Annotated in this window: 23 protein-coding genes; 10 read left to right on the forward strand and 13 right to left on the reverse strand. The window is 69.1% G+C overall.

Annotated features, from left to right (window positions below; all coding sequences use genetic code 11):
- The first annotated feature begins 2 nt into the window (after positions 1–2).
- From F9C11_RS05675 to F9C11_RS05685, 3 genes are all read left to right on the forward strand, one after another.
- Positions 3–818 (forward strand): ABC transporter ATP-binding protein, encoded by an 816-nt coding sequence (locus F9C11_RS05675; protein WP_409183847.1) that lies wholly within the window; start codon positions 3–5, stop codon positions 816–818.
- Positions 818–1,726, forward strand: a complete 909-nt coding sequence (locus F9C11_RS05680; RefSeq protein ID WP_409183848.1) for a glycosyltransferase — start codon at positions 818–820, stop codon at positions 1,724–1,726. The genes F9C11_RS05675 and F9C11_RS05680 overlap by 1 nt, the downstream gene beginning before the upstream one ends.
- Before the next feature lie 147 nt (positions 1,727–1,873).
- Positions 1,874–2,269, forward strand: a complete 396-nt coding sequence (locus tag F9C11_RS05685; RefSeq protein WP_409183849.1) for a hypothetical protein — start codon at positions 1,874–1,876, stop codon at positions 2,267–2,269.
- Between the two features lie 57 nt (positions 2,270–2,326).
- Here F9C11_RS05685 and F9C11_RS05690 read toward each other — a convergent pair whose 3' ends face one another.
- From F9C11_RS05690 to F9C11_RS05700, 3 genes are read right to left on the reverse strand one after another with little or no spacing between them, the layout of a single operon-like run.
- On the reverse strand, positions 2,327–3,508 hold the full coding sequence (locus F9C11_RS05690; protein ID WP_409183850.1) for a hypothetical protein: 1,182 nt from the start codon (positions 3,506–3,508) through the stop codon (positions 2,327–2,329).
- Positions 3,505–3,924: a hypothetical protein gene (locus F9C11_RS05695; protein WP_409183851.1), complete on the reverse strand. Its 420-nt coding sequence runs from the start codon at positions 3,922–3,924 to the stop codon at positions 3,505–3,507. The genes F9C11_RS05690 and F9C11_RS05695 overlap by 4 nt, the downstream gene beginning before the upstream one ends.
- Before the next feature lie 32 nt (positions 3,925–3,956).
- The gene (locus F9C11_RS05700) at positions 3,957–4,724 is read right to left on the reverse strand and encodes an ESX secretion-associated protein EspG (RefSeq protein WP_409183852.1); all 768 of its coding nucleotides are present in this window, start codon (positions 4,722–4,724) and stop codon (positions 3,957–3,959) included.
- A 156-nt stretch (positions 4,725–4,880) separates the two neighbouring features.
- On the opposite strand from F9C11_RS05700, the gene F9C11_RS05705 reads away from it, so the two are divergent.
- Positions 4,881–5,123 carry a hypothetical protein gene (locus tag F9C11_RS05705; protein ID WP_409183853.1) on the forward strand — a complete coding sequence of 81 codons (243 nt, stop codon included), beginning with the start codon at positions 4,881–4,883 and terminating at the stop codon, positions 5,121–5,123.
- Here F9C11_RS05705 and F9C11_RS05710 read toward each other — a convergent pair.
- From F9C11_RS05710 to F9C11_RS05720, 3 genes are all read right to left on the reverse strand, one after another.
- Positions 5,120–6,118, reverse strand: a complete 999-nt coding sequence (locus tag F9C11_RS05710; protein WP_409183854.1) for an acyl-CoA dehydrogenase family protein — start codon at positions 6,116–6,118, stop codon at positions 5,120–5,122. The two genes, F9C11_RS05705 and F9C11_RS05710, sit on opposite strands and share 4 nt — an antisense overlap.
- Positions 6,119–6,196: 78 nt before the next feature.
- Positions 6,197–8,104 carry a glycosyltransferase gene (locus F9C11_RS05715; RefSeq protein ID WP_409183855.1) on the reverse strand — a complete coding sequence of 636 codons (1,908 nt, stop codon included), beginning with the start codon at positions 8,102–8,104 and terminating at the stop codon, positions 6,197–6,199.
- A gap of 5 nt (positions 8,105–8,109) precedes the next feature.
- Complete coding sequence (locus F9C11_RS05720; protein ID WP_409183856.1) at positions 8,110–8,577, reverse strand: GtrA family protein; 468 nt, start codon at positions 8,575–8,577, stop codon at positions 8,110–8,112.
- A 144-nt stretch (positions 8,578–8,721) separates the two neighbouring features.
- Between F9C11_RS05720 and F9C11_RS05725 the strand changes: the two genes are divergently transcribed.
- From F9C11_RS05725 to F9C11_RS05735, 3 genes are all read left to right on the forward strand, one after another.
- Positions 8,722–10,095: an FAD-binding protein gene (locus F9C11_RS05725; protein ID WP_409183857.1), complete on the forward strand. Its 1,374-nt coding sequence runs from the start codon at positions 8,722–8,724 to the stop codon at positions 10,093–10,095.
- A complete protein-coding gene (locus tag F9C11_RS05730) occupies positions 10,092–10,847 on the forward strand; it encodes a decaprenylphospho-beta-D-erythro-pentofuranosid-2-ulose 2-reductase (protein WP_409183858.1) in 756 nt (251 codons plus the stop codon). The genes F9C11_RS05725 and F9C11_RS05730 overlap by 4 nt, the downstream gene beginning before the upstream one ends.
- Positions 10,848–10,938: 91 nt before the next feature.
- Positions 10,939–11,571: a VC0807 family protein gene (locus tag F9C11_RS05735; RefSeq protein ID WP_409183859.1), complete on the forward strand. Its 633-nt coding sequence runs from the start codon at positions 10,939–10,941 to the stop codon at positions 11,569–11,571.
- Here F9C11_RS05735 and F9C11_RS05740 read toward each other — a convergent pair.
- On the reverse strand, positions 11,568–11,813 hold the full coding sequence (locus F9C11_RS05740; RefSeq protein WP_409183860.1) for a helix-turn-helix domain-containing protein: 246 nt from the start codon (positions 11,811–11,813) through the stop codon (positions 11,568–11,570). The genes F9C11_RS05735 and F9C11_RS05740 overlap by 4 nt on opposite strands.
- 204 nt (positions 11,814–12,017) lie before the next feature.
- On the opposite strand from F9C11_RS05740, the gene F9C11_RS05745 reads away from it, so the two are divergent.
- Positions 12,018–12,737 (forward strand): ESX secretion-associated protein EspG, encoded by a 720-nt coding sequence (locus F9C11_RS05745; RefSeq protein WP_409183861.1) that lies wholly within the window; start codon positions 12,018–12,020, stop codon positions 12,735–12,737.
- A 63-nt stretch (positions 12,738–12,800) separates the two neighbouring features.
- On the opposite strand, the gene F9C11_RS05750 is transcribed toward F9C11_RS05745, so the two are convergent.
- The 4 genes from F9C11_RS05750 to glf form a co-directional block, all read right to left on the reverse strand.
- A complete protein-coding gene (locus F9C11_RS05750) occupies positions 12,801–13,391 on the reverse strand; it encodes a hypothetical protein (protein ID WP_409183862.1) in 591 nt (196 codons plus the stop codon).
- A 116-nt stretch (positions 13,392–13,507) separates the two neighbouring features.
- Positions 13,508–14,551 carry a decaprenyl-phosphate phosphoribosyltransferase gene (locus tag F9C11_RS05755; RefSeq protein WP_409183863.1) on the reverse strand — a complete coding sequence of 348 codons (1,044 nt, stop codon included), beginning with the start codon at positions 14,549–14,551 and terminating at the stop codon, positions 13,508–13,510.
- Positions 14,548–15,066 carry a phosphatase PAP2 family protein gene (locus F9C11_RS05760; protein ID WP_409183864.1) on the reverse strand — a complete coding sequence of 173 codons (519 nt, stop codon included), beginning with the start codon at positions 15,064–15,066 and terminating at the stop codon, positions 14,548–14,550. The genes F9C11_RS05755 and F9C11_RS05760 overlap by 4 nt, the downstream gene beginning before the upstream one ends.
- On the reverse strand, positions 15,059–16,282 hold the full coding sequence (glf, locus tag F9C11_RS05765; protein WP_409183865.1) for a UDP-galactopyranose mutase: 1,224 nt from the start codon (positions 16,280–16,282) through the stop codon (positions 15,059–15,061). The genes F9C11_RS05760 and glf overlap by 8 nt, the downstream gene beginning before the upstream one ends.
- An 89-nt stretch (positions 16,283–16,371) precedes the next feature.
- Here glf and F9C11_RS05770 point away from each other — a divergent pair, with 89 nt between their 5' ends.
- Complete coding sequence (locus F9C11_RS05770; RefSeq protein ID WP_409183866.1) at positions 16,372–18,384, forward strand: DUF6541 family protein; 2,013 nt, start codon at positions 16,372–16,374, stop codon at positions 18,382–18,384.
- A 40-nt stretch (positions 18,385–18,424) separates the two neighbouring features.
- On the opposite strand, the gene F9C11_RS05775 is transcribed toward F9C11_RS05770, so the two are convergent.
- The gene (locus F9C11_RS05775) at positions 18,425–19,312 is read right to left on the reverse strand and encodes an LLM class flavin-dependent oxidoreductase (protein ID WP_409183867.1); all 888 of its coding nucleotides are present in this window, start codon (positions 19,310–19,312) and stop codon (positions 18,425–18,427) included.
- 57 nt (positions 19,313–19,369) lie between these two features.
- Here F9C11_RS05775 and F9C11_RS05780 point away from each other — a divergent pair, with 57 nt between their 5' ends.
- Entirely contained in the window at positions 19,370–20,194 is an 825-nt protein-coding gene (locus F9C11_RS05780) for an HAD family hydrolase (RefSeq protein WP_409183868.1), read from the forward strand.
- 7 nt (positions 20,195–20,201) lie between these two features.
- Here the strand turns inward: F9C11_RS05780 and F9C11_RS05785 are convergent, their stop codons facing one another.
- Positions 20,202–20,933: a lysophospholipid acyltransferase family protein gene (locus F9C11_RS05785; RefSeq protein ID WP_409183869.1), complete on the reverse strand. Its 732-nt coding sequence runs from the start codon at positions 20,931–20,933 to the stop codon at positions 20,202–20,204.
- Between the last annotated feature and the right edge of the window lie 29 nt (positions 20,934–20,962).

Consider the following 20,962-nt stretch of genomic DNA (forward strand, 5'->3'; position numbering starts at 1 on the left):
AGATGGTCAGCATTGACGTCCACAACGCGTACGTGGACTTCCCGATTTTCGACGCGAAAACGCGTTCGATGAAAAAGCGCGTGCTCGGCAAGGTCGGCGGCAAGATCAGCTCCGACCAGAAGGTGCCGATCATCGAGGCGCTGCACGACGTGTCGATCAGCCTCCGCGAGGGCGACCGGGTCGGTCTCGTCGGGCACAACGGCGCGGGCAAGTCCACGCTGCTGCGGCTGCTCGCCGGGATCTACGAGCCGACCCGCGGCTCGTCGCGGATCGTCGGCCGGATCGCGCCGGTGTTCGACCTCGGCATCGGCATGGACCCGGAGATCTCCGGCGTGGAGAACATCCTGATCCGCGGCCTGTTCCTCGGCATGAGCGCCAAGGAGATGGAAAAGCGCGTCGACGACATCGCGGAGTTCACCGAACTCGGCGACTACCTGCAGATGCCGCTGCGGACGTACTCCACCGGCATGCGGGTGCGGCTCGCGCTCGGCGTGGTGACCTCGATCGACCCGGAGATCCTGATCCTCGACGAGGGCATCGGCGCGGTCGACGCGGCGTTCCTCAACAAGGCCCGCGACCGGCTCAAGGACCTGGTCAAACGCTCCGGCATCCTGGTGTTCGCGAACCACTCCGACGAGTTCCTGATGGAGCTGTGCGACACCGCGATCTGGATGGACGAGGGGCACGTCAAGAAGCAGGGTTCGCTGCGCGACGTGCTCACCGAGTACAAGGGCCGCGACCCGTTCGAGAACATGAGCCAGGAAGGTCTCGAGCGCCTCGGCATCGAGCCCGCGACCACGACGAACGGCGGGGAATGATGACCGGCGAGACGCGAGAGCTGCCCGAGGGCGCCGTCGTCGGCGTGGTGGTCACGCGGCACCGGCGCGAGCTGCTCGCGGACTCGCTGAAGATCATCGCCGCCCAGACCCGGCCGGTCGACCACCTCGTCGTGGTCGACAACGGCCCGGACAAATCCGCGCGGGACGTCGTGGAGTCCTTCCCGCTGCCGTACACGTACCTCCCGTCGCACCGAAACCTCGGCGGCGCGGGCGGTTTCGCGCTCGGCATGCTGCACGCGCTGTCGCTCGGCGCGGACTGGGTCTGGCTCGCCGACGACGACGGCCGTCCCGCGGACGAGCACGTGCTCGAGATCCTGCTGGAGGAAGCCGAAAAACGCGGCCTCGCCGAGATCTCGCCAGTGGTGGCGAACATCGACGCCCCGGCGAAACTCGCGTTCCCGCTGCGCCGCGGCCTCACCTGGAAACGCTCGCCGGCCGAACTGGGCACGGATTTCCTGCCGGGCATCGCGTCCTTGATGAACGGCGCGCTGTTCCGCGCGTCCACTTTGGACGTCACCGGCGTACCGGACCTGCGCCTGTTCTTCCGCGGCGACGAGGTGGAACTCCACCGCCGCCTGGTCCGGTCCGGCCTGCCGTTCGGCACGTCGCTGCGCACGACCTACCTGCACCCGGACGGCTCGGACGAGTTTAAACCGATGCTGGGCGGGAAATTCCACGCGCAGGACCCGGAGAACGAGGTCAAGCGGTATTACACGTACCGCAACCGCGGGTATTTGCTGTCGCAGCCGGGAATGCGGAAGATCGGGGCACTCGAGGTGCTGCGGTTCGGCTTGTATTTCGTGGGCGTGAAGCGGGATCCGAAGGCATTCGCGCAGTGGCTGAAGCTGGTTCGGCAGGGGCGGGCGGAGAAGTTTTACCGGTATTGAGCCGGGTTTCGCCCAAACCTCCCATCCGGATCTTTCTCAGCTACGCGCAAGCGGACGATGTCGTGCTCGATTTCATCGAGCCGTTTACGCAGTCGCTCAAACACATGGCGTTCACCGACCAGGGACGAACACCGGTCTACCCGGCCGGTGACCGAGGCCTCGCCGCCGGAGGCTCGTCGGCTGCTGCTGGAAATCGCCGCCGAGCTGCAGCCGCTCGGGATCGACTTCCAGAATCGGGCCCGGAAGTTCGAGACGACGGTTCTCGAAACCGATCAGATCATGCGGTCCTACGTCACGTTCCTCAAAGAGAACGACCTGCGGGAGCAGCTCGAAAAAGAACGCCAGGCGATCGGGCCGGTGGAGGAAGTCACCGCGCCGTTGGCCGAAGCCGAAACCGTCCTGAGCACGTTTCTGACTCAGATGAAGCCGCTGGAAGCCATGAGCGCACCGTTGCGTAACTCGATCCGCGGGTTCCGAGACGGTGTCAAGGCAGTGAGCAGCGCGATCAGGATGATGCGCGGGTGGGGCACGATAGCGGACTGAACCGCACGAGTCCGTTGTGGACAGTGCACAACCCACTGTCCACAACGGATTCAGCAGCTACTCCCCGATCACCGGCGGCGCGGATCGGTGTCCGCCGTATTCCTCGTTTTCGTCGATCTCCATCACGAACGCGGGCTGGTCGTTGCCGTCGTCGTACGGGCGGGCTCCGAAGCCCATGCCGGGGCGGGCGGGAGCGCCGCCCATTCCGCCCGCGGCTACGTCCGCCGCGCCGGGGGACATGGCTCCGTCGCCGGGGCCGAACGAACCGCTGCCGCCTCGGCCGACCTTGTTTTCGTGTTCCTCGTCGCTGCCGAAGCCTCCGCCGCCGCCCATCATGCCGCCCATCGGCATCGCGCCCATGCCCATTCCGCCTGCCCCGGCGTTGCCGCCGCTCGGGGTGGCTGGGGCGGCTGGCGGGGCGTACCCCGCCGCGGTGGTCGCGGCGTCCGGCATCGGGGGGTGCACGGCGCCGGTGAACTGGCTCGGGCCGCTGACGGTCGGGGCGCTCACGTGGCCAGCCACCGCACCCCCGCCACCGGCGGCAGCGCCCGCCGAGGCCGAGCCGGCGTCCGCCACCGCAGGCGCTGGGGTGGGAGCGGGAGCAGGGTTAGCCGGAGCGGCGTCGTGATGCTCCGGACCCGTCGGCATCGCCACCGCGGCACCGCCGCCAGCGGCGACCCCGAACTTCGGCGGATGCGCGAAAGTCGGCTGCTTCGAGCCCGACGAGTACAGCGAAGCGTCGTACTTCGACATCGTCTCCGCGGCCTGCTCGTGCGCGGAACGGCTCTCCTGCTGCTTCTTCAACGTCGCGTCGATCGCGTCGCCCATTTCGAGCGGGCTCGCGTGCGACCATTTGTCGAATTCCTCGGACCAGTCGAACGGCACCGCTTCCGGCATCGAATGCTTCGCGACCTGCGCGGCGGACGCCTGTTCCTCGACGATCTGCGCGGCCAGTTTCGCGTTCTGGCTATTCGCCTCGGCCCATTCGGCGAGGCTCACGAAATACGCCTGCGCACCGGCCGCCGCCTCGCCGCTCCACGCGTGCGAAGCCTTCTTCACGGCCTCGCCCAGCTGCGTGGCGAACTCCTCGAACGCTTTCTGCACCTCGGTGTACGCGTGCGCCACCGAGGAAACCTGCTCCACGTCGAGATTCGCCTCGACAAACGACTTCAGCTGCTGGTGCGGGTGCCCGAGGTAGTCGGCGTCCGACGGCGCGAGCCCCGGCTGCGGCGTGCTCATTCGGTGCCCTTCACGGTGCGATGGGAATCGATGGCCTGGTTCTCGTTCTCGGTGTAGACCCCGCCGGCGCGCGCGAGGGCCTCGTCGGCCTCCCGCAGGATCCGGCCGAACTGGTCCAGCACGTCGAGAGCCGACCCGGGTGCGTCGGCTCCGCTCTTGCGGTCGTGTTCGGCCACGGTCTGCCCGTACGGATGGCTGCCGAGCTTCGGCGCGGTCGTCAGCGCCTGTGTCTGCGGCTTGAGCCGTTCGAGGCGGGTGACCATGTCGGTGAGCGCTTTGCGCAGGTCACCGAGTGCGTCGCCGTCGATGCTGAACCCGCCGGCTTTCGCGGTGCCGGCCAGCTTGTGCGTTTCGGCCGCGGCTTCGGCGATGCCCTTGGCGTTCAGCCCGCCTGCCGCCAGCGGATCAGTGCTCATGCGCCGGAGTTTACCGACGCGAGCCGCTCCGGTCAGGCGTTTGCCGAATAGCCTTCGAGCTGGGTGAACAGTTGTTGGGCCAGCCGGGCATTGTCCGCCGGGGCGTAGGTGAGCCAGCGGTTGCCGTCGCTGGAATCGCGCGTGCTCAGCAGGTAGCGGCCGAGTTCGGTGTCGAACCACGCGAGCGACGGCAGAGCCCGCTCGTGGCCAGCGCCGTCGCGGACGTACGGCGTGAACTGGCCGACCGCCAGCCGCGGCTTCTCGAAGATCCGCTGGACGGCCCGGAGCTGCGGATTGTGCGTCCGCGGCCCGCTGACCCCGGCGAACGGGTCGTACGCGTCGCCCCGCACCGGCTGCTTCGACGGCCGCGCGACCGTCACCGACTGTCCCGGTGCGGCCGGCGTGAGCGGCAGCAGGTCGACGATCGCCGGGACGATGCCGGTCGGGCGGACCTCCTCGAAGGCGAACATCCCGTCCCGCTGGCAGACGAGCACCGCGAACTGGCCGTTGGACGCCACGCGCGCGAACAGCTGCTCGTCGCCGAGCTTCGCCGCCGCGGAAATCGCGAGGCCGGGCTGGGCGAACGTGGCGAGCGCGATCTGGACGTCGTCGTCGATGGTCCCCCGCCGCAGCAGGCCGCGGCTGTCGAGATCGCGGAAAACGGCGTCGCGCACCGCGGCGCGTTCCTCGCCGGTAATGCCGATGTGCGGCACCACGAACGGCACTGGCGCGCGGCCGAGCCCGAGTTCGGCCAGCAGGAGATCCACCGCTGCCGGTGACAGCGTCAACGTGTACGGCACGACCCACCCCTAAATCCGGTCTCTCCCCGGCGAAACCGTAGTCCACTGCGCACCGTCGAGGCTATCGGCTCCGGGCTGAGCGAATCCGCTGTGAGCGGATCCGCTGTCGGCGAACCGCCCTTGCCCCCGTTGATCACCCGCTGCTGCCATGGCTTCATGACAGCTCCCAAACCAGCCCTCGTCCTGCACCTCGCTACCGGCGGCGAACCGCTGATCTTCCCGCTCACCGCCGACAGTTCCGAAGCCGTCGAGGAGAAGCTTCCGGACCTTCTGAAACACGGCGGCGTCCACTCGCTGGAAACCCGGGACGGCAACACTGTTTCGGTGAATTTCGTCCACGTGGCCGCCGCTTATGTGGACGATCTGAGTCGAAAGGGCAAATTCGGCCTGTCCGTTTAACGACGGGCGAGTGCCAGCAGTCCGGCGCGGATCTCCGGTCTGCTCGCGGCTACCAACAGGAACGTCGCCTCGCGCACCAGCCGACCAGCGTGCGCCCCGGCCAGCACCGCGCGGCTGCCCGTCGCCGCGACGAGCGCGCCCGCCGACCGGTACGCCAGGTCGGCACCCGCGGCGCGGGCAGCCGGAAGCGTCGCCGGATCAGCGAGTCCGGCGTCGAGGCGACGGCGGATTTCGTCCTGTTCGGACCGCAACGCCGCTGCCGTTTCCGCTTCGCCAGCCGCCTCGATCAAGCGAGCGCAGCGCTCGGCGAGACCGAGCGGCGCGCATCCGTTGAGCCGCGCCGCGAACGTATTGCCCGCCACGAATTTGTCGTGGCTGACCTTGGCGAAAACCGATTCGTCAGGAATGAAGTGGTTGTCGAGCTTCAACCGCACGGTCGCGGTGCCCTGCGCGGCCATGAGCGTCAACGGCTCGGCGACCAGGCTGTGCCCGACGATCGGCGAGACCAGGGCGTTGACCACCGTGTCGCCGTCGCGCCCGGACAGCTGGAGCAGGTCGATCGCGTCCCAGCCGCTCACGAACGGCGCTTCCCCGTCGAACCGGTAACCGCCGTCCACCCGCTGGACCCGCACCCGCGGCGGGGTCGGGATCACGCCCGCGTACGCGACGCCCGCGCGCAGCCGCCCGCTGATCAGGTCCGCCAGATACCGCTCGCGCAGGTCTTCCCGGTCCGTCGCGGCCAGCCCGGCGACGAGCCCGTGGTGCTGCAGCCAGGTGAACGCGGTGCTCAGGCACCCGCCGGCCAGCGCTTCGAGCACGCCGACCAGCTGCGGCAGTTCGACCCCGGAATCCGGTGCGGCGAGACCGTAGAACCCCTCCTCGGCGAGCGCGTCGAAATGCGAGCGCGGCACCACGCCCAGCCGGTCCACCTCGGCCGCCGCGGGAAACAACAGGTCGTCGGCAAGAGCTCGCGCGCGGGAAACCAGGTCGGCCATGAATTCAAAGCTACCGAAAAAGACAGAAAGGGCGCCCGCGCCGAAACGCGAGACGCCCTTCCCGGACAGCTCAGGCAATCACAGCTCGTACAGCCGCTTCCAGTTCTCCCGCGAGGTGAGTTCCGGCATCGCGCGCTTGTACTGCTCCTGCACGCTCGCGCCTTCCTTGCGCAGCCGGTTGATCACCTTCGCGCCGCGCTTGGCCAGGTCGAACATCTTGACCTTGTCGTAGCTGCGGACGCGCACGCCTTCCTGCGACGCGTCGGTGACCACGGCGGTGTCGAACAGCGCGATGTGCCACCAGTGCGCCTCGTCGACCGGCACCGCGCCCAGCCCGAACCGGCTGCGGCCGAGCACCTTGTCGAGGATCCGCTTGATCAGCACGAGCCGCTGCATGCTCGGCCGCGGCGCGCTGTTGATGATGCCGATGTCGTTGGACGCGATGCCCGGCACGTCAGTGGCCTTGTGCCGCTTGGTCTCCGGGTACGCGTCGCGGATCCGGCGGATCTCCTTCATCGCCTCGACGCCGCCGTCGCGCAGGATCTCCGGGCCCTCCAGGAAGTCCTCGACCGCCTTGATCAGCGTCGCGGACAGGCCGTACTGCATGCCCAGCAGGTAGCGAACCAGCTGCGCCATCAGCACGCGCGAGAGCAGGTTCAGGTTGAACGGCGAGTGCAGCGCGGCGGTGATGATCGAGTTGCGCAGGTTGAAGTACCGGTGCCACTCGTCCCAGTCCTTCCAGTGGAAGTCCGCGTGCCACACGCCCGCGCCCGGCAGGGTCACCGTGGGGAAACCGTATTCGCGGGCCCGGTAGGAGTACTCCGCGTCGTCCCACTGGAAGAAGAACGGCAGCGGGTAGCCGATGGCCTTGACGACCTCGTACGGGATCAGGCACGACCACCAGCCGTTGTACCCGGCGTCGAGGCGGCGTTCCTGGCGGTTCGGGTTGCCGTCCTCGTCGACGCCGAGCAGGTCGGCCGTCGACAGCGAGTGCTGCACCGGCTGCCCCGGCTCCAGCGTGTTCAGCCGGGCGTACTCGGCTCCGACGTGCAGCTGGTTCGGGTGCAGCAGGTTGAGCATCTGGCCGCCGACGATGATCGGGTTGGCCGCGCGGTTGGAGAACGCCGTCATGCGCACGACGAGGTCCGGCTCGAGCAGCACGTCGTCGTCCATGAACAGCACGTTCGCGTGCTCGGTCTCGGTGTGCCCGGCCACCTCGTACAGGCCGCGGGTGAAGCCGCCCGCCCCGCCGAGGTTCGGCTGCTTGATGTAGTGCAGCTTCTCGCCGAGGTCCTTCGCGACCTGCTCGAAGCCCTCGCGCGATTCGACCAGGTCGGTGCCCTGGTCGGCGACGTAGATGGCGTCGAGCGTGTCGAGCGAGGACACGTCCGCGGCGAGCGCCTGGAGGTTCTTCAGGCAGTCGTCGGCGCGGTTCATCGTGCAGATGGTGACCGCGGTCGGGCGGATCGACTCCGGCGCGTCGACGGTCCAGCGGACCTGCTCGACCCGCAGCGTCTGGCCGCCCTCGGTCTCGAGGTCGAGCCACAGCGCGCCGCCGTCGTGGAACTTGTCCAGCTTGCCGGTCAGCTCGACCTTGGCTCCCTTCGCGCCGGACACCTGCTGGGCGTCGACCACGCGCGGGTCGCCGAGCATGTCGGACGCGCCGAGCGACAGCAGCCCGTCGCCGGTGACGACGGCTTCCAGCTTCACCTCGGTCGCGGTGGTCCAGCGCTGCCAGTAGCTCGCCGGGAAGCGGCCGAAGTAGGTGTTGCCGGTGACCTTCGCGGACGGCTCGAGCGTGACGCTGCCGCGCTCGCGCTGGGCGTTGCCCTGCTCGACCTCGGCGTACATGTCCTTGCTGACGATCGGAGCCGGCCCGGCGTACAGCCCGCGCTGGGCCGTGAGCCTGCCTTCGGGGGCGTGTTCGGCGAACCGCGTCTGGCCTGCGGGGGCCGCCTCCGCGACCGGGGCTGCTTTACCGGGCATCGAACTCAGTTCTCCTTTACCGGCCGTACACGGAACACGACCCACTTGAGCATCACGAAATTGATCACAGTCGCCGTTGCCTGGGACACCACCCAGGCCAGCGTGGCCTTCCACCCCGACTCCGGCAGCACGTGCAGCATGAGCTGGTTCACGCCGACGGCGACGAAGAAGGTGACGGCATACAGCAGAACGAAGCTGCCGACCTGGGCGTTCCCGTCGCGCCGCCCGTCGGCGAACGTGAAGCGCCGGTTCAGGAAGAACGCCGTGGTCGTGCCCACGATGAAACTGATCGCGCGCGCGAGGTCCACCCAGGGGGTGGCGTCCATCCCGATCGCGCGCAGCAGCGAGTACGTGCCCAGGTCGAGCAGGGCGCAGAAGCCGCCGATCACGCCGAACCGGATCAGCTGGCCCAGCAGACCGGGGCCCGCGGGAGCCGGCTGCGCTTGGTCACTCTGCGGTTCTGTAGCCACCACTTGGATTACCTTCTCGGCCTATTGCGTCAGTGTCCGTATTACCCACTTCGACGCTCGGACGCTTGTGCCTTGATGCGCAAAGTGTAGAAGCGAGCACTTCAGGGTCACGTTCCGGGCGGTGTTCGGCGTGGCTACCCTGGTCGTGTGACCCAAGCACCCGAGACACAGCGCCGCACGCTCACCGGCTGGGGCCGCACCGCCGGGACCGTCGCCGACGTGCTGAGCACGCGCGACGTCGACACGATCGCCCGAGCCGTCGCCGCCGCGGGCCCGCGCGGGGTCATCGCCCGAGGGCTCGGCCGGTCCTACGGCGACCCGGCGCAGAACGCGGGCGGCCTGGTCGTCGACATGACCGTGCTCGATCGCATCCACTCGATCGACCCGGACTCCGGCCTCGTCGACCTCGACGCGGGCGTCAGCCTCGACAAGCTGATGCGCGAGGCGCTGCCGTACGGCCTGTGGGTCCCGGTCCTGCCGGGCACCCGCCAGGTGACCATCGGCGGCGCGATCGCCAACGACATCCACGGCAAGAACCACCACTCGGCGGGCAGCTTCGGCAACCACGTGGTGTCGATGGACCTGCTCACCGCCGACGGGAACGTGCGCACGCTCACCCCGGAGGGCCCGGATTCGGAGCTGTTCTGGGCGACCGTGGCCGGGATCGGGCTCACCGGGATCATCCTCCGCGCGACGATCCGGATGAAGAAGACGGAAACGGCGTACTTCTACGTGGACGCCGACCGCACCTCGAACCTCGACGAGACCCTCGGGCTCTTCACCGATGGTTCAGACCTCAACTACGACTACTCGATGTCGGTGCCGGACCTGATCTCGTCCGACAGCCGCCTCGGCCGCGCCACGTTCTCGCGCGGTTCGCTCGCGAAGCTCGACCAGCTGCCGCCGAAGCTGCGCAGCAACCCGCTGAAGTTCGACGCGCCGCAGCTGCTGACGCTGCCGGACGTGTTCCCCAACGGGCTCGGCAACAAGCTCACCTTCGGCTTGATCAACGAGCTGTGGCAGAAGACGGTGCCCAAGAAGGGCGCGCGCGGCAAGATCCAGAACCTGACGCAGTTCTACCACCCCCTCGACATGCTGAGCGAGTGGAACCGCGCGTACGGCAGCAAGGGTTTCCTGCAGTACCAGTTCTCCGTGCCGTTCGGCGCGGAAGACCAGCTCAAGGGCATCTGCCGGGCCATCTCGCGGTCCGGGCACTACTCGTTCCTGAACGTGTTCAAGCGGATGGGCGACTCGAACCCGGCTCCGATGTCCTGGCCGGCGCCGGGCTGGATGCTGAGCGTCGATTTCCCGATCAAGAACGGGCTCAGCCGGTTCTGCGAGGAAATGGACGAGATGGTCCTGGACGCGAACGGCCGCCTCTACACCGCGAAGGACTCGCGCACCTCGCCCGAGACGTTCGCGAAGATGTACCCGCGGCTGGAGGAGTGGCGCAAGGTGCGCGCTTCCGTTGACCCCGAAGGCGTTTTCGCCTCTGACATGAGCCGGAGGCTCGCACTGTGATCGACGCGGTCGGTAACCCCCAGTCCCTGCTGCTGCTCGGCGGCACGTCCGACATCGCGCTGGCGATCGCGGAGAAGTACCTCGCGGAGAAGCCGCTGCGGGTCGTGCTGGCCGCTCGTCCTTCGCCGCGGCTGGAGGAAGCCGCGCAGCGCCTGAAGGATCGCGGTGCCGAAGTGTCCACTGTGGCGTTTGACGCCAAGGACCTCGCGTCCCACCCGAAGGTGCTGGACGAGGCGTTCGCCGGTGGCGACATCGACGTCACGGTGGTCGCGTTCGGCCTGCTCGGCGAGGCCGAGGAGCTGTGGCAGGACCACGGCAAGGCGGTCGAGCTGGCGACGGTCAACTACACCGCCGCGGTGTCGGCCGGCGTGGCGCTGTCGGAGAAGCTCAAGACGCAGGGCCACGGCAAGGTCATCGCGCTGTCGTCGGTCGCGGGCGAGCGGGTCCGCCGGTCGAACTTCGTGTACGGCTCGAGCAAGGCCGGTTTCGACGGCTTCTACCTCGGTCTCGGCGAGGCCCTCGCGCCGCACGGCGTGCAGGTGACCGTCGTCCGGTCCGGCCAGGTCAAGACCAAGATGACCGCCGGGATGAAGGACGCCCCGCTGACCCGGACCGCCGAGCAGGTCGCCGACGTCGCGGTCGAGGCCGCGCGCAAGGGCAAGGACCTCGTGTGGTCGCCGTCGGAGTTCCGGCTGGTGATGTCGATCCTGCGGCACGTGCCGCGGCCGATCTTCCGCAAGCTGCCGGTCTGAGGTTTTCCGGCCCGGCCTCCACCGTTCGGTGGATGCCGGGCTGACCGGCTCGCCGATGCCCTGAGCCGGCCGCCGCGCCGAAACTCGGGGCATGGGGAACGAATTCCGCTCGTCGCTGGCCGCGCTGCTGCTCGATCTCGGCGCGCCAGTCGGCGGCTATTACCTGCTCCGGGCCTTCGAGGTCCCGCCGGTGTGGGCGCTGCTGCTGAGCGGTCTGCCGCCCGCCTTGCGCGTGCTGTACCAGCTGGTCACGCGGCGTCGCGTGGACGGGATCGGCTTGCTCGTCCTGATGTTCCTGGCCGTCGGTTCGGCCACCACGCTGATGACCGGCGATGCCCGGCTGCTGCTGGTGCGCGGAGCCTGGTTCAGCACGCTGGCGGGTGGCTGGCTGCTCGCCAGCCTGGTCATCGGCCGGTATCCGACCACCTATCAGGCGGCCCGCGCGCTGCTGCCCGGCCGCGGCTCCCGGCTGGACGCGGCATGGGAGGAGCGGCCGTCGTTCCGCCGGGTGTGGCGCAGGCTCACCGTGGCGTGGGGCGTCGGCAGTCTGGTCCACAGTGGACTGAGCATCGGGATGGCCTACCGGCTGCCGGTCGACGACGTTCCCGCGCTCGACGCCGGGCTGTCGATCGCGTTCTTCGTCGGACTGCAGGTGCTCACGCAGATTCTCTTGCTGCGGGAAGGCACGCTGCGCCAGGTCCTTCGTCCGTCCACAGTGGACTAGTCGCCGGACGGCGGCCGCAGCCCGTCCACCAGCCGGGCCGGGTTCACGCCGAGACCGTCGGCGAATTTGAGCAGATTGTGCAGATTGATGTTGCGCAGGCCGCGTTCGACCTGGCTCACGAACGTCCAGTGCACCCCGGCCAGTTCGGCCAGCTGTTCCTGGCTCAGCCCCGCGTCGTTGCGAAACGCGCGCACGCGCTCGCCAATGGTGCGAGTCGCGGCGGAGAGCGGAGGCTTGGCCATCGTCGGTTAATCACACACGTCTACCGCCGCCAAGGCCAGAGCAGGAATGATCAGAGCATTGATGCCTATAGTCTTTACGTCTTATCGGAGTTTGCTTTTCTCCTCACTGCTACCTGTTCTCAATTGCAGACACCAACCCCACGCGAGTGATCAATCGGATACCGTGCTCACGGCAGCCGAAAGCCAGGGCCGAGGGGGGCGCAGGTGCGAGAGGACGTCGAGCAGACCGTAACCCTGCCCGTCGAAGCGCTTTCGGCCGTCTGGGACATGCTTGACCTCGGCGAACAGCATCCGCTGCTGCGCGCCGGACGAGTCTGGGTCAAATCCGGCGCACACCGCGAACTCCACGACGCCACCATTAATCTGCTCGCCCAGCTCGGGCTTGCCGAAAACGCCGCTCCGTCCGCACACTTGCGTGCCACGCTGCAAGTCCTCGCCTTTGCCGAACGCGAGTATTTCGCCTGGTCCGCATTGCGCGGCGGAATCCAGCGAACGGCTATCGTCGCGCAGCGGGAACAAACCGCGATTCTGGTCTCCGCACAGGACGGCCTGGTCGAAATCCGGCCAGCCGCACCGACCCGCCTGGCCACGACGCTTTTCGATACTCTCCCGCAAATCCCCGGCGCGCCCGTGCGCTCAGTCTCGGTAACGCCCGCGTCCGACGCGGCCCCGGACCCATTCGACGAGACCAACAGCCACGAATACCTCACCGCGACCCTGAACCAGCCCGCCGACGCCACTCACCAGCTGTACGTGGCACGCCGCACCGAGGGCCGCCATCTCACCGGCGGCCCCGTCCTCGCCGCCGACGTGAAATCAGGCCGGATCCTCACCTACCAGACGACCGAGGGCCGAACCGAACTCATCTCCGGCACCCCGCGCGCGATCGTGAAAATCCTGAACGACACCTTCGCCGCCCTTTAGCCCACCGCGACCGGGGACTGCGGATTGGGTGTCGCGCTCGAGACCGGCGAACGTGCTGCTCGCTCAGCCGCCGTTGCCGAAACCGGGGCCGTTGTGCTCGTTGCCGCCGTCCGGGACGCGGTGGCGCGGGCCGGGGCCGCCGTCGTCGAAGCGGTGGCCGCCGTGGTGCTGGCTCATCCCGGGGCGTCCGGGGTGGTGCGTCGCGGCCATGACGCCGCCGACGATGCCTCCGCCCACGACCAAGCCCAGTACTCCCACCGCGACCAGCTGGGTTGCCCGGTGGGCGACGAATCGGCGGAAGCCGCTCTGCTTCGGTTTCAGGGGCATGCCCCACGGGCCGGGGTGAGCGTAGTGGCCAATCGGCTGCTGACCCGCCTGCTCCGCAGCCGGAGTGGGCTGACCAGGCTGTTCCGCGGCCGGAGTTGACTGACCCCCCTGTTCCGCGGCTGAAGCGGACTGACCAGGCTGTTCCGCGGCCGAAGCGGACTGGCCCAGCTGACTGGTCTGCTCGGCAGGCGGCACCGGCTGGCTCGGCCGCGTGGCCTCCTCGGCTCCCGGCGGGCCGGCCGCACCCTCGCCGGAAGCGGCCCCGGACTGCTCAGCAGGCTCCGGCCCGGCGGGCTCGCCAGGCGAGGGGTTCTTGTCGTCGTTCATCGTCGGTCCTCCGGGCTGAGCGGGGCGGGAGGCGGAGTGTCCCGGCTCCCACCCCCGAGGGTGACCGTCGATGCTGTGGAGAAGCTGAATCCCAGCTGTTTAAATCCGCGTGCCGTTCACAGGTAGAACGACAGGAACAGGGTCACGACCCAGGTCGCGCCGAGCACCTGCAGCACGCGGTCCTTCAGCGCGATCTCGTCAGGCGCGCCGGCGTTGCCGCCGTCCACGTCGACCGCGTAGCGGAGCACCGCGATCACGAACGGGACCATCGACACGACCGCCCACACCGAGTTGTGCTCCGCCTGGCGGATCTCGAACGCCCACAGGCAGTAGGACATGATCAGGATCGCCGCGGACGTCGCCCACACGAAGCGCAGGTAGCTCGCCGAGTACTTCTTCAGCGAGGACCGGATCTTCGCGCCGGTCCGCTCGAACAGCATGATCTCCGCGTACCGCTTGCCCGCCACCATGAACAGCGAGCCGAACGCCGTGACCAGCAGGAACCACTGCGACATCGCGATGCCGCCGGCGACGCCGCCCGCCACCGAGCGCATCAGGAAGCCCGAGCCGACGATCGCCAGGTCCACCACCGGCTGGTGCTTCAGGCCGAAGCAGTAGCCGAGCTGCACGGCCTCGTAGACCGCCAGCACGATCGCCAGCCGCCAGTCCGCCGCGAACGACACGGCGAGCCCGGCCAGGAAGAACACCACCGCCGAGGCGTAGGCCACCGGGACCGGGACGATGCCCGCCGCGATCGGGCGGTTGCGCTTCGTCGGGTGGGCCCGGTCGGCCTCGACGTCGACGGCGTCGTTGATCAGGTAGACCGACGAGGCGGTGAGCGAGAAGGCCACGAACGCGATCAGCGCGTCGATGACCAGCTCGGTCCGGTTCGTCGCCTTCGAGAACGCGAAGAACGGCGCCGCGAAGACGAGGACGTTCTTCACCCACTGCTTCGGCCGCGCGGTCTTGACCACCCCGAGCACGAGCCTCACCGGACTCGGGCTGGCGGCCGCCGCCGGGGCCGAGGCCGAGGGTTCGGTCTTCCCGGCCTTTTCGGTTTCCTCGGCGACCTCGGTCTTCTCGGCAGCCGATTCCTTCGCTTCCGCGGATTCGGCCGTACCGGACGCGTTTTCGGTTCGCTCGTCGGTCGTTTCGCTCATCGCTTCTTGGTCAGCTTCCGTCGGATCAGACCGCCGACTGCGCCTCCCAGGGCAGCTCCGGCCAGAACGTCTGTCGGATAGTGAACGCCGAGCAGCAGCCTCGAGGCGAGCATCGGCGGTACCAGGGCGGGGACCAGGTTACGCCCGGTCAATCCGGAGTAGAGCACCGCCGCCGCTGTCGTCGACGTCGCGTGCGACGACGGGAAGCTCAGCTTGCTCGGCGTGCCGACCAGAACCTCCACGCTGGGATGGTCCGGACGGCGCCGCCGCACGACGCGCTTCACGGCGATCGACGCGGCGTGCGCGCCCACCACTCCGGCCGCCGCGACCAGCCAGTCCTTGCGCCGGTCGCGGTCCACCGCCGCTCCGAGCAAGCCCAGCGCGAACCATCCCGCGCTGTGCTCCCCGAACAGCGACATTCCCCGGGCGATCCGCACCGTGCCGGGCTTCTTCAGCACCTTCTGCGTGCTGGAGAGCACGGCCACTTCACCGCGCGGGGTGTCTTTCTCAAGCATCGATCGTCCCGTCGAGGGGCGCACCGTCGGTGAAATGCGGTGCGATCTTGTTGTCGAACATCGAGAGCGCCGACCCGATCGCCATGTGCATGTCGAGGTACTTGTACGTGCCGAGCCGCCCGCCGAACAGCACGTTCTTCTCGCGCGCCTCGGCCTTCGCCAGCTCGCGGTAGCTTTCCAGCTTCTCGCGGTTCTCGGCGGTGTTGATCGGGTAGTACGGCTCGTCGTCTTCCTTCGCGAAGCGCGAGTACTCGCGGAAGATGACCGTCTTGTCCTTCGGGTAGTCCCGCTCCGGGTGGAAGTGGCGGAACTCGATGATCCGGGTGTAGGGGACCTCTTCGTCGTTGTAGTTCACGACCGAGGTGCCCTGGAAGTCGCCGGTCTGCGCGACCTCGGACTCGAAGTCGACGGTGCGCCAGGTGAACCGGCCCGCCGAGTAGTCGAAGTAGCGGTCGAGCGGCCCGGTGTAGACCGTCGGGGTGCCCGCCGGGATGTGCTCGCGGACGTCGAAGTAGTCGACGTTCAGCCGGATCTCGATGTTCTCGTGCTCGGCCATCTTCTCGAGCCACGCGGTGTAGCCGTTGACCGGCAGACCCTCGTAGGTGTCGTTGAAGTACCGGTTGTCGAAGGTGTAGCGGACCGGCAGCCGGTTGATGATGTTCGTGCCGAGGTTCTTGGGGTCGTTCTCCCACTGCTTCGCGGTGTACCCGCGGATGAACGCCTCGTAGAGGGGGCGGCCGATCAGCGAGATCGCCTTCTCCTCGAGGTTCTGCGCGTCCTCGGTCCGGAACTCCGCGGCCTGCTTCGCGATCAGTTCGCGCGCCTCGTCCGGCGTGTGCGACTTGCCGAAGAACTGGTTGATCAGGCCGAGGTTCATCGGGAACGAGTAGACCTGGTCCTTCACCCGCGCGAAGACCCGGTGCTGGTAGCCGGTGAACTCGGTGAAGCGGTTGACGTAGTCCCACACCCGCTTGTTGGACGTGTGGAACAGGTGCGCGCCGTAGCGGTGCACCTCGATGCCCGTTTCGGGCTCGATCTCGGAGTAGGCGTTGCCCCCGAGGTGGTGGCGGCGCTCGAGGACCAGGACCTTCTTGCCCAGCTCGGCCGCGGCCCGTTCGGCGATGGTCAGGCCGAAGAAACCGGACCCGACGACGACGAGGTCGTAACCGCGAAAGTCGTCTTCAGTAATCTTGGCGGAGTTCGTGTGCTCGCTCACGGGCGCTCAGGGTACGCAGTCGCGCGACCGCCTCCCGAACCGACCTCGGCATCCCGCCGGGTTTTACCCGCACTACACAAGTGAGAAGCATGCCTGCACCAGACACCTTCTGGACTTATTTCGGCGCGGTCGCCACTTACCTGGCCGTGCTGGTGGTCCCGGGCGGCATCATCGGGAGGGCCGCGGGACTGCGCGGCTGGGCCCTCGCCGGGCTGGCGCCGCTGCTCAGCTACGCCGTCACCGGTCTGGGCGGGCCCTGGCTGGCGGCCGTCGGCCTCCCGTACAACGTGCTCACCGCCGCGGCCTGCACCGTGCTGCTGGCGGGGGTCGCGTGGGGCGTCCGCAGGCTCTGCCTCGTCCGCGGCTGGATCAGCCCCGGCGCGGAGGAGCCCCCGGTCGTCTGGAGCACGCGGGCGCACTGGTCGGTCGCCGCGTGCGTCGTGGTGGCCACCGCGCTGTCGATCGCCGTGGTGCTGTCCGCGCGCGGCGGGACGACGGCGGTCTTCCAGCGCTGGGACACCGTCTACCACGCGAACGGCATCCGCTACATCGCCGACACCGGCGACGGCTCGCTCATCGGCATGAGCAAGATCAACTGGTACCCGGACGGCTCGTTCTACCCGAACGGCTATCACCTGGTCGCCGCGCTGGTGTACCAGATCTCCGGAACGACCATCCCAGTCACGCTCAACGCCGTCACCATGCCGGTCGCGGGCATCTTCGCGCTGTCGATGGTCGCGGTGGTCCGCCAGATGGGCGGCCGTGCGGTCTTCGCCGGCTGCGCCGCTCTCATCGCCGCTGCGGCCACCACGGGTGCGTACGAGTCGGTGTCGAGTGGCCTGCTGCCGTACGCGCTGGGCGTCGTCCTGACCCCGCTCATGGTGGTCTCGCTGCAGCGCTTCCTCGTACGCCCGGCCATCGACACCGGCCTGGTGCTGGCGCTCACGGTGGACGGCCTGCTCGTCGCGCATTCGAGCGCACTGTTCGGCGGCACGCTCTTCGCGGCTCCGCTGGTGCTGCAGCGCTGGTACCGCTCGCTTCGCGGGCTTCGGGTGGACGGTGTGCCCGAGGGACGCAGCGGGCTGCGCGTGATCGGCGGCGACATCGTGCGCACAGTGCCGGTCATGGTGTTCGCGCTCGCGCTCGCCGCGCTGCAGATCCTGGGCGCGATCGGCTTCACCAACGGCGCGTACCCGTATCAGCCGTGGAATTCGGACCTGCCGGTCCTGTCGGCGCTGAACATGCTCGCCACCTTCCAGCAGGTGCTGCACAAACCGCAGCTCTGGCTCACCGTGCTGCTCGTGGTCGGCGTGCTGAGCTTCCGCGCGCTCGGCAGGCTGCGCTGGCTGATCATCTCCGCGATCGGGCTGTCCGGGCTGTTCGTGCTGGTCACGTCCTACGGCGCCTCGCCGCTGGTGATCTCGCTGTCGCGGCCGTGGTGGAACGACCGGTTCCGGCTGATGGCGCTGGCCGCGATCCCGCTGTGCCTGCTCGCCGGGCACGGCATGGCGGAACTGCAGCGCTGGACCGCGCAGCTGATCCGCTCGATCAGCTGGGCACAGGCGCGGCCGAAGGTGGTGTCGCGGCTCGGGGTCGCGGCGGCGGCGGTCGTCGTGGCCGTGACCGCGGTCCTGACCGGCGGCTTCTACCGCACCGCGAACGCCACCGCGGTGTCGTTCCTGTACTACAACGGCCCGGAGGGCGAGGTCACGCCGCCGGTCAGCCCGGACGAGATCGCGGCGATGGACTTCCTCGGCCGGATGAACATCCCGGCCGAGGAGAAGGTGCTCAACGACCGGCTGGACGGCACCGCGTGGATGTACGCGCTGACCGGCGTGCACCCGGTGGCCGGCCACTACGACGGCGGCGGCCCGATCTCGCCGGACGCCGCGTACCTGGCCCTGCACTTCCGCGATTACGACCTGGACCTGCGCGTCCGCGAGGCGGTGCGGCGGCTGAAGGTGCACCACGTGCTGGTGGGCAGCGGTTCGATCGCCAAGGACGCGCCGCTCTCCCCCGGCCTGCGCGACCTGGCGGGCCGCGATTTCCTGCGGCTGGTCTACCGCAATCCCGGCGCGCAGATCTACACGATCGTCAAGTGACCCTCGGGACCGCGGCCTCCCCGGCCGCGGTCCCGAGGTCTTATTCGGCCTTGAGGCCCGGCAGCACTTCTTCGACGACCTTCTCCAGCACCGATTCGTGCCCCTCGTACGGCCCGCTCGAACGCGGCCAGTGCGCGATGACGTCGGTGAAGCCCAGCTCCCGGGCCCGTTCGGTGGCCTCCCGGAACGCCGCGACGCTGCTGAGCGAGAACACCGGGGCCGCGTCCAGGCTCAGGTGCCGCTGGATGCCCGCCGGTTCGCGGCCGGCCGCTTCGAGCCGCTGGTCGAACGTGCGCACCAGCTCCTCGATGCCGGTCCACCATTCGTCGAGGGTGTCCCCGCCGCGGCCGGTGGTGACCCAGCCCGCCCCGAACCGCGCGGCCAGCGTCATGGTGCGCGGACCGTTCGCCGCGACCAGGAACGGCAGCCGCGGGCGCTGCACCGTGCCGGGCAGGTTCCGCGCGCCGCGCGCGGTGTAGTACTCGCCGGAGAAATCGAAGTTGTCGGTCATCAGCAGCCCGTCGAGAGCCTCGACGAACTCGGTGAAGCGGTCGGCCCGCTGCCGCGCGGTCAGCTCCGGCGCGGCGAGCACCCGCGCGTCGTAGCGCGCGCTGTCCACGCCCGCGCCGACACCCAGCACGAACCGTCCGTCGGACACGTCGTCCAGGGTGATCAGCTCGCGCGCGAACGGCACCGGGTGCCGCGCGACCGGGGAGGCGACGAAGGTGCCCAGCCGGATCGTGGAGGTGACCATGGCGGCCGCGGTGAGGGTGGGCACGGCGGAGAACCACGGCCCGTCGACCAGCGATCGCCAGCCGAGATGGTCGTAGGTCCACGCGTGGTCGAAGCCGTACTCCTCGGCCGCGCGCCACTTCGGCTCGGCCGCCCACCAGCGGTCCTCGGGAAGAATTACGATGCCTGCTCGCACGACGCCGACCGTAACGTCCGGCACTGACATTCGCTCGAACGGGCGGCGACCGGGAGAATGGGACGGGTGGAGAAACCCCGGTTGATCGCGTCCGATGTCGACGGAACCCTGCTCGGCCCCAGCGAACAAGTGACGCCGCGCACGGTGTCGGTCGTGCGCCGGGTGCTGGACGACGACGTGCCGTTCGTGCTGTGCACCGGCCGCCCGCCGCGCTGGATCGCGCCGATCGCCGGGCCGCTCGGGCTGACCGGCTACGCGGTGTGCGCCAACGGAGCCGTGCTGCTCGACATCGGCACCGATTCGGTGGTCGCGGTGCACGGCGAACTCAAGCCGAAACTGCTGCACGAGCTGGCCTCGGCGCTCGACAAGGCGCTGCCCGGCTGCCGGCTGGCGGCGGAACGGATCAGCACCGGATCGGTGGACCACGAGTTGCGCAATTTCGTGATCGAGCCGGAGTACCACAATCCGTGGGGCGACGAGGAGAGCCGGACCGCGCCGCGCGCCGAGGTGCTCGGGAAAACCGCGATCAAGCTGCTGGTCAGCCGCCGGGGGATGACGTCGGAGGAAATGGCCGAAGCGGTGAGCGCGGTGCTCGACGGCGCGGTGGACGTCACGTACTCGTCCTCGGGCGGGCTGATCGAACTGTCCGCGCACGGCGTGACGAAGGCGACCGGGCTCGCGGACATCGCCGAGCGCTTCGACGTGCCTCAGTCGTCGGTGATCGCCTTCGGCGACATGCCGAACGACGTCGAGATGCTGCAGTGGGCCGGGCACGGCGTCGCGATGGCCAACGGGCACCCGACGGTGCTGGCGGTGGCGGACGAGGTCACCGGCCCGGCCGCGGAAGACGGAGTGGCGCAGGTGCTGGAACGCTGGTTCTAGGCGCTTTTCACTCGCGGCGGTCGAGCGCGGCGGCTTCCTCGGGCGTCGGCGCGCTGCCGCCGAGATGCGCGGGCAGCCACCAGCGTTCGGCGTCGCTCTCCGGGGCCTCCGGGTACTCCGCCTGGGCCTTCTCGAGCAGCTCCGACATCCGGGCGCGCAGGTCCGTGGTCAGCGCTTCGCACGAGTCCTCCGGGCCGGGACGCATCGGCTCGCCGATGACCACGGAAATCGGCACGTGCCTGCGGGTGAGGTCCCTCGGACGGCCCTTCGTCCACAGCCGCTGCGTGCCCCACAGCGCCATCGGGACCACCGGCACGCCCGCCTCGGCGGCCATCCGGACCGCGCCGGTCTTGATGTCCTTCACGGTGAACGACTGGCTGATCGTGGCCTCCGGGAAGACGCCGACGACCTCGCCCGCGCGCAGCCGTGCCACGGCCTCGTCGTAGGACGCCTGCCCGGCGGCGCGGTCCACCGGGATGTGGTGCATGCCGCGCATCAGCGGGCCGGCGACCGGGTTGCGGAAGATCTCCTGCTTGGCCATGAACCGCACCAGCCGCTTCGCCGGGCGGGCGCCGAGGCCGCAGTAGATGAAGTCCAGGTAGCTGACGTGCGTGCAGGCGAGCACCGCGCCGCCGCGGGCGGGAACGTGTTCGGCGCCGGTCACCCGGAGCCGGTTGTCGAGCAGCCGGAACATCAGCCGCGCGGCGACCAGGACGGGCGGGTACACGAAATCAGCCATGCACCAAGGCTACGGGACCGTAGGTTTCT

It is taken from the genome of Amycolatopsis sp. VS8301801F10, assembly GCF_046195355.1.
Taxonomy (GTDB): Bacteria; Actinomycetota; Actinomycetes; order Mycobacteriales; family Pseudonocardiaceae; genus Amycolatopsis.

Excerpts from the sequence above, each read along its gene's own strand:
- F9C11_RS05675 (WP_409183847.1), top strand. The coding sequence starts at position 3 with ATGGTCAGCATTGACGTCCACAACGCGTACGTGGACTTCCCGATTTTC.
- F9C11_RS05680 (WP_409183848.1), top strand. The coding sequence starts at position 818 with ATGACCGGCGAGACGCGAGAGCTGCCCGAGGGCGCCGTCGTCGGCGTG.
- F9C11_RS05690 (WP_409183850.1), bottom strand. The coding sequence starts at position 3,508 with ATGAGCACGCCGCAGCCGGGGCTCGCGCCGTCGGACGCCGACTACCTC.
- F9C11_RS05695 (WP_409183851.1), bottom strand. The coding sequence starts at position 3,924 with ATGAGCACTGATCCGCTGGCGGCAGGCGGGCTGAACGCCAAGGGCATC.
- F9C11_RS05705 (WP_409183853.1), top strand. The coding sequence starts at position 4,881 with ATGACAGCTCCCAAACCAGCCCTCGTCCTGCACCTCGCTACCGGCGGC.
- F9C11_RS05710 (WP_409183854.1), bottom strand. The coding sequence starts at position 6,118 with ATGGCCGACCTGGTTTCCCGCGCGCGAGCTCTTGCCGACGACCTGTTG.
- F9C11_RS05715 (WP_409183855.1), bottom strand. The coding sequence starts at position 8,104 with ATGCCCGGTAAAGCAGCCCCGGTCGCGGAGGCGGCCCCCGCAGGCCAG.
- F9C11_RS05735 (WP_409183859.1), top strand. The coding sequence starts at position 10,939 with ATGGGGAACGAATTCCGCTCGTCGCTGGCCGCGCTGCTGCTCGATCTC.
- F9C11_RS05740 (WP_409183860.1), bottom strand. The coding sequence starts at position 11,813 with ATGGCCAAGCCTCCGCTCTCCGCCGCGACTCGCACCATTGGCGAGCGC.
- F9C11_RS05750 (WP_409183862.1), bottom strand. The coding sequence starts at position 13,391 with ATGAACGACGACAAGAACCCCTCGCCTGGCGAGCCCGCCGGGCCGGAG.
- F9C11_RS05755 (WP_409183863.1), bottom strand. The coding sequence starts at position 14,551 with ATGAGCGAAACGACCGACGAGCGAACCGAAAACGCGTCCGGTACGGCC.
- F9C11_RS05760 (WP_409183864.1), bottom strand. The coding sequence starts at position 15,066 with ATGCTTGAGAAAGACACCCCGCGCGGTGAAGTGGCCGTGCTCTCCAGC.
- F9C11_RS05770 (WP_409183866.1), top strand. The coding sequence starts at position 16,372 with ATGCCTGCACCAGACACCTTCTGGACTTATTTCGGCGCGGTCGCCACT.
- F9C11_RS05780 (WP_409183868.1), top strand. The coding sequence starts at position 19,370 with ATGGGACGGGTGGAGAAACCCCGGTTGATCGCGTCCGATGTCGACGGA.
- F9C11_RS05785 (WP_409183869.1), bottom strand. The coding sequence starts at position 20,933 with ATGGCTGATTTCGTGTACCCGCCCGTCCTGGTCGCCGCGCGGCTGATG.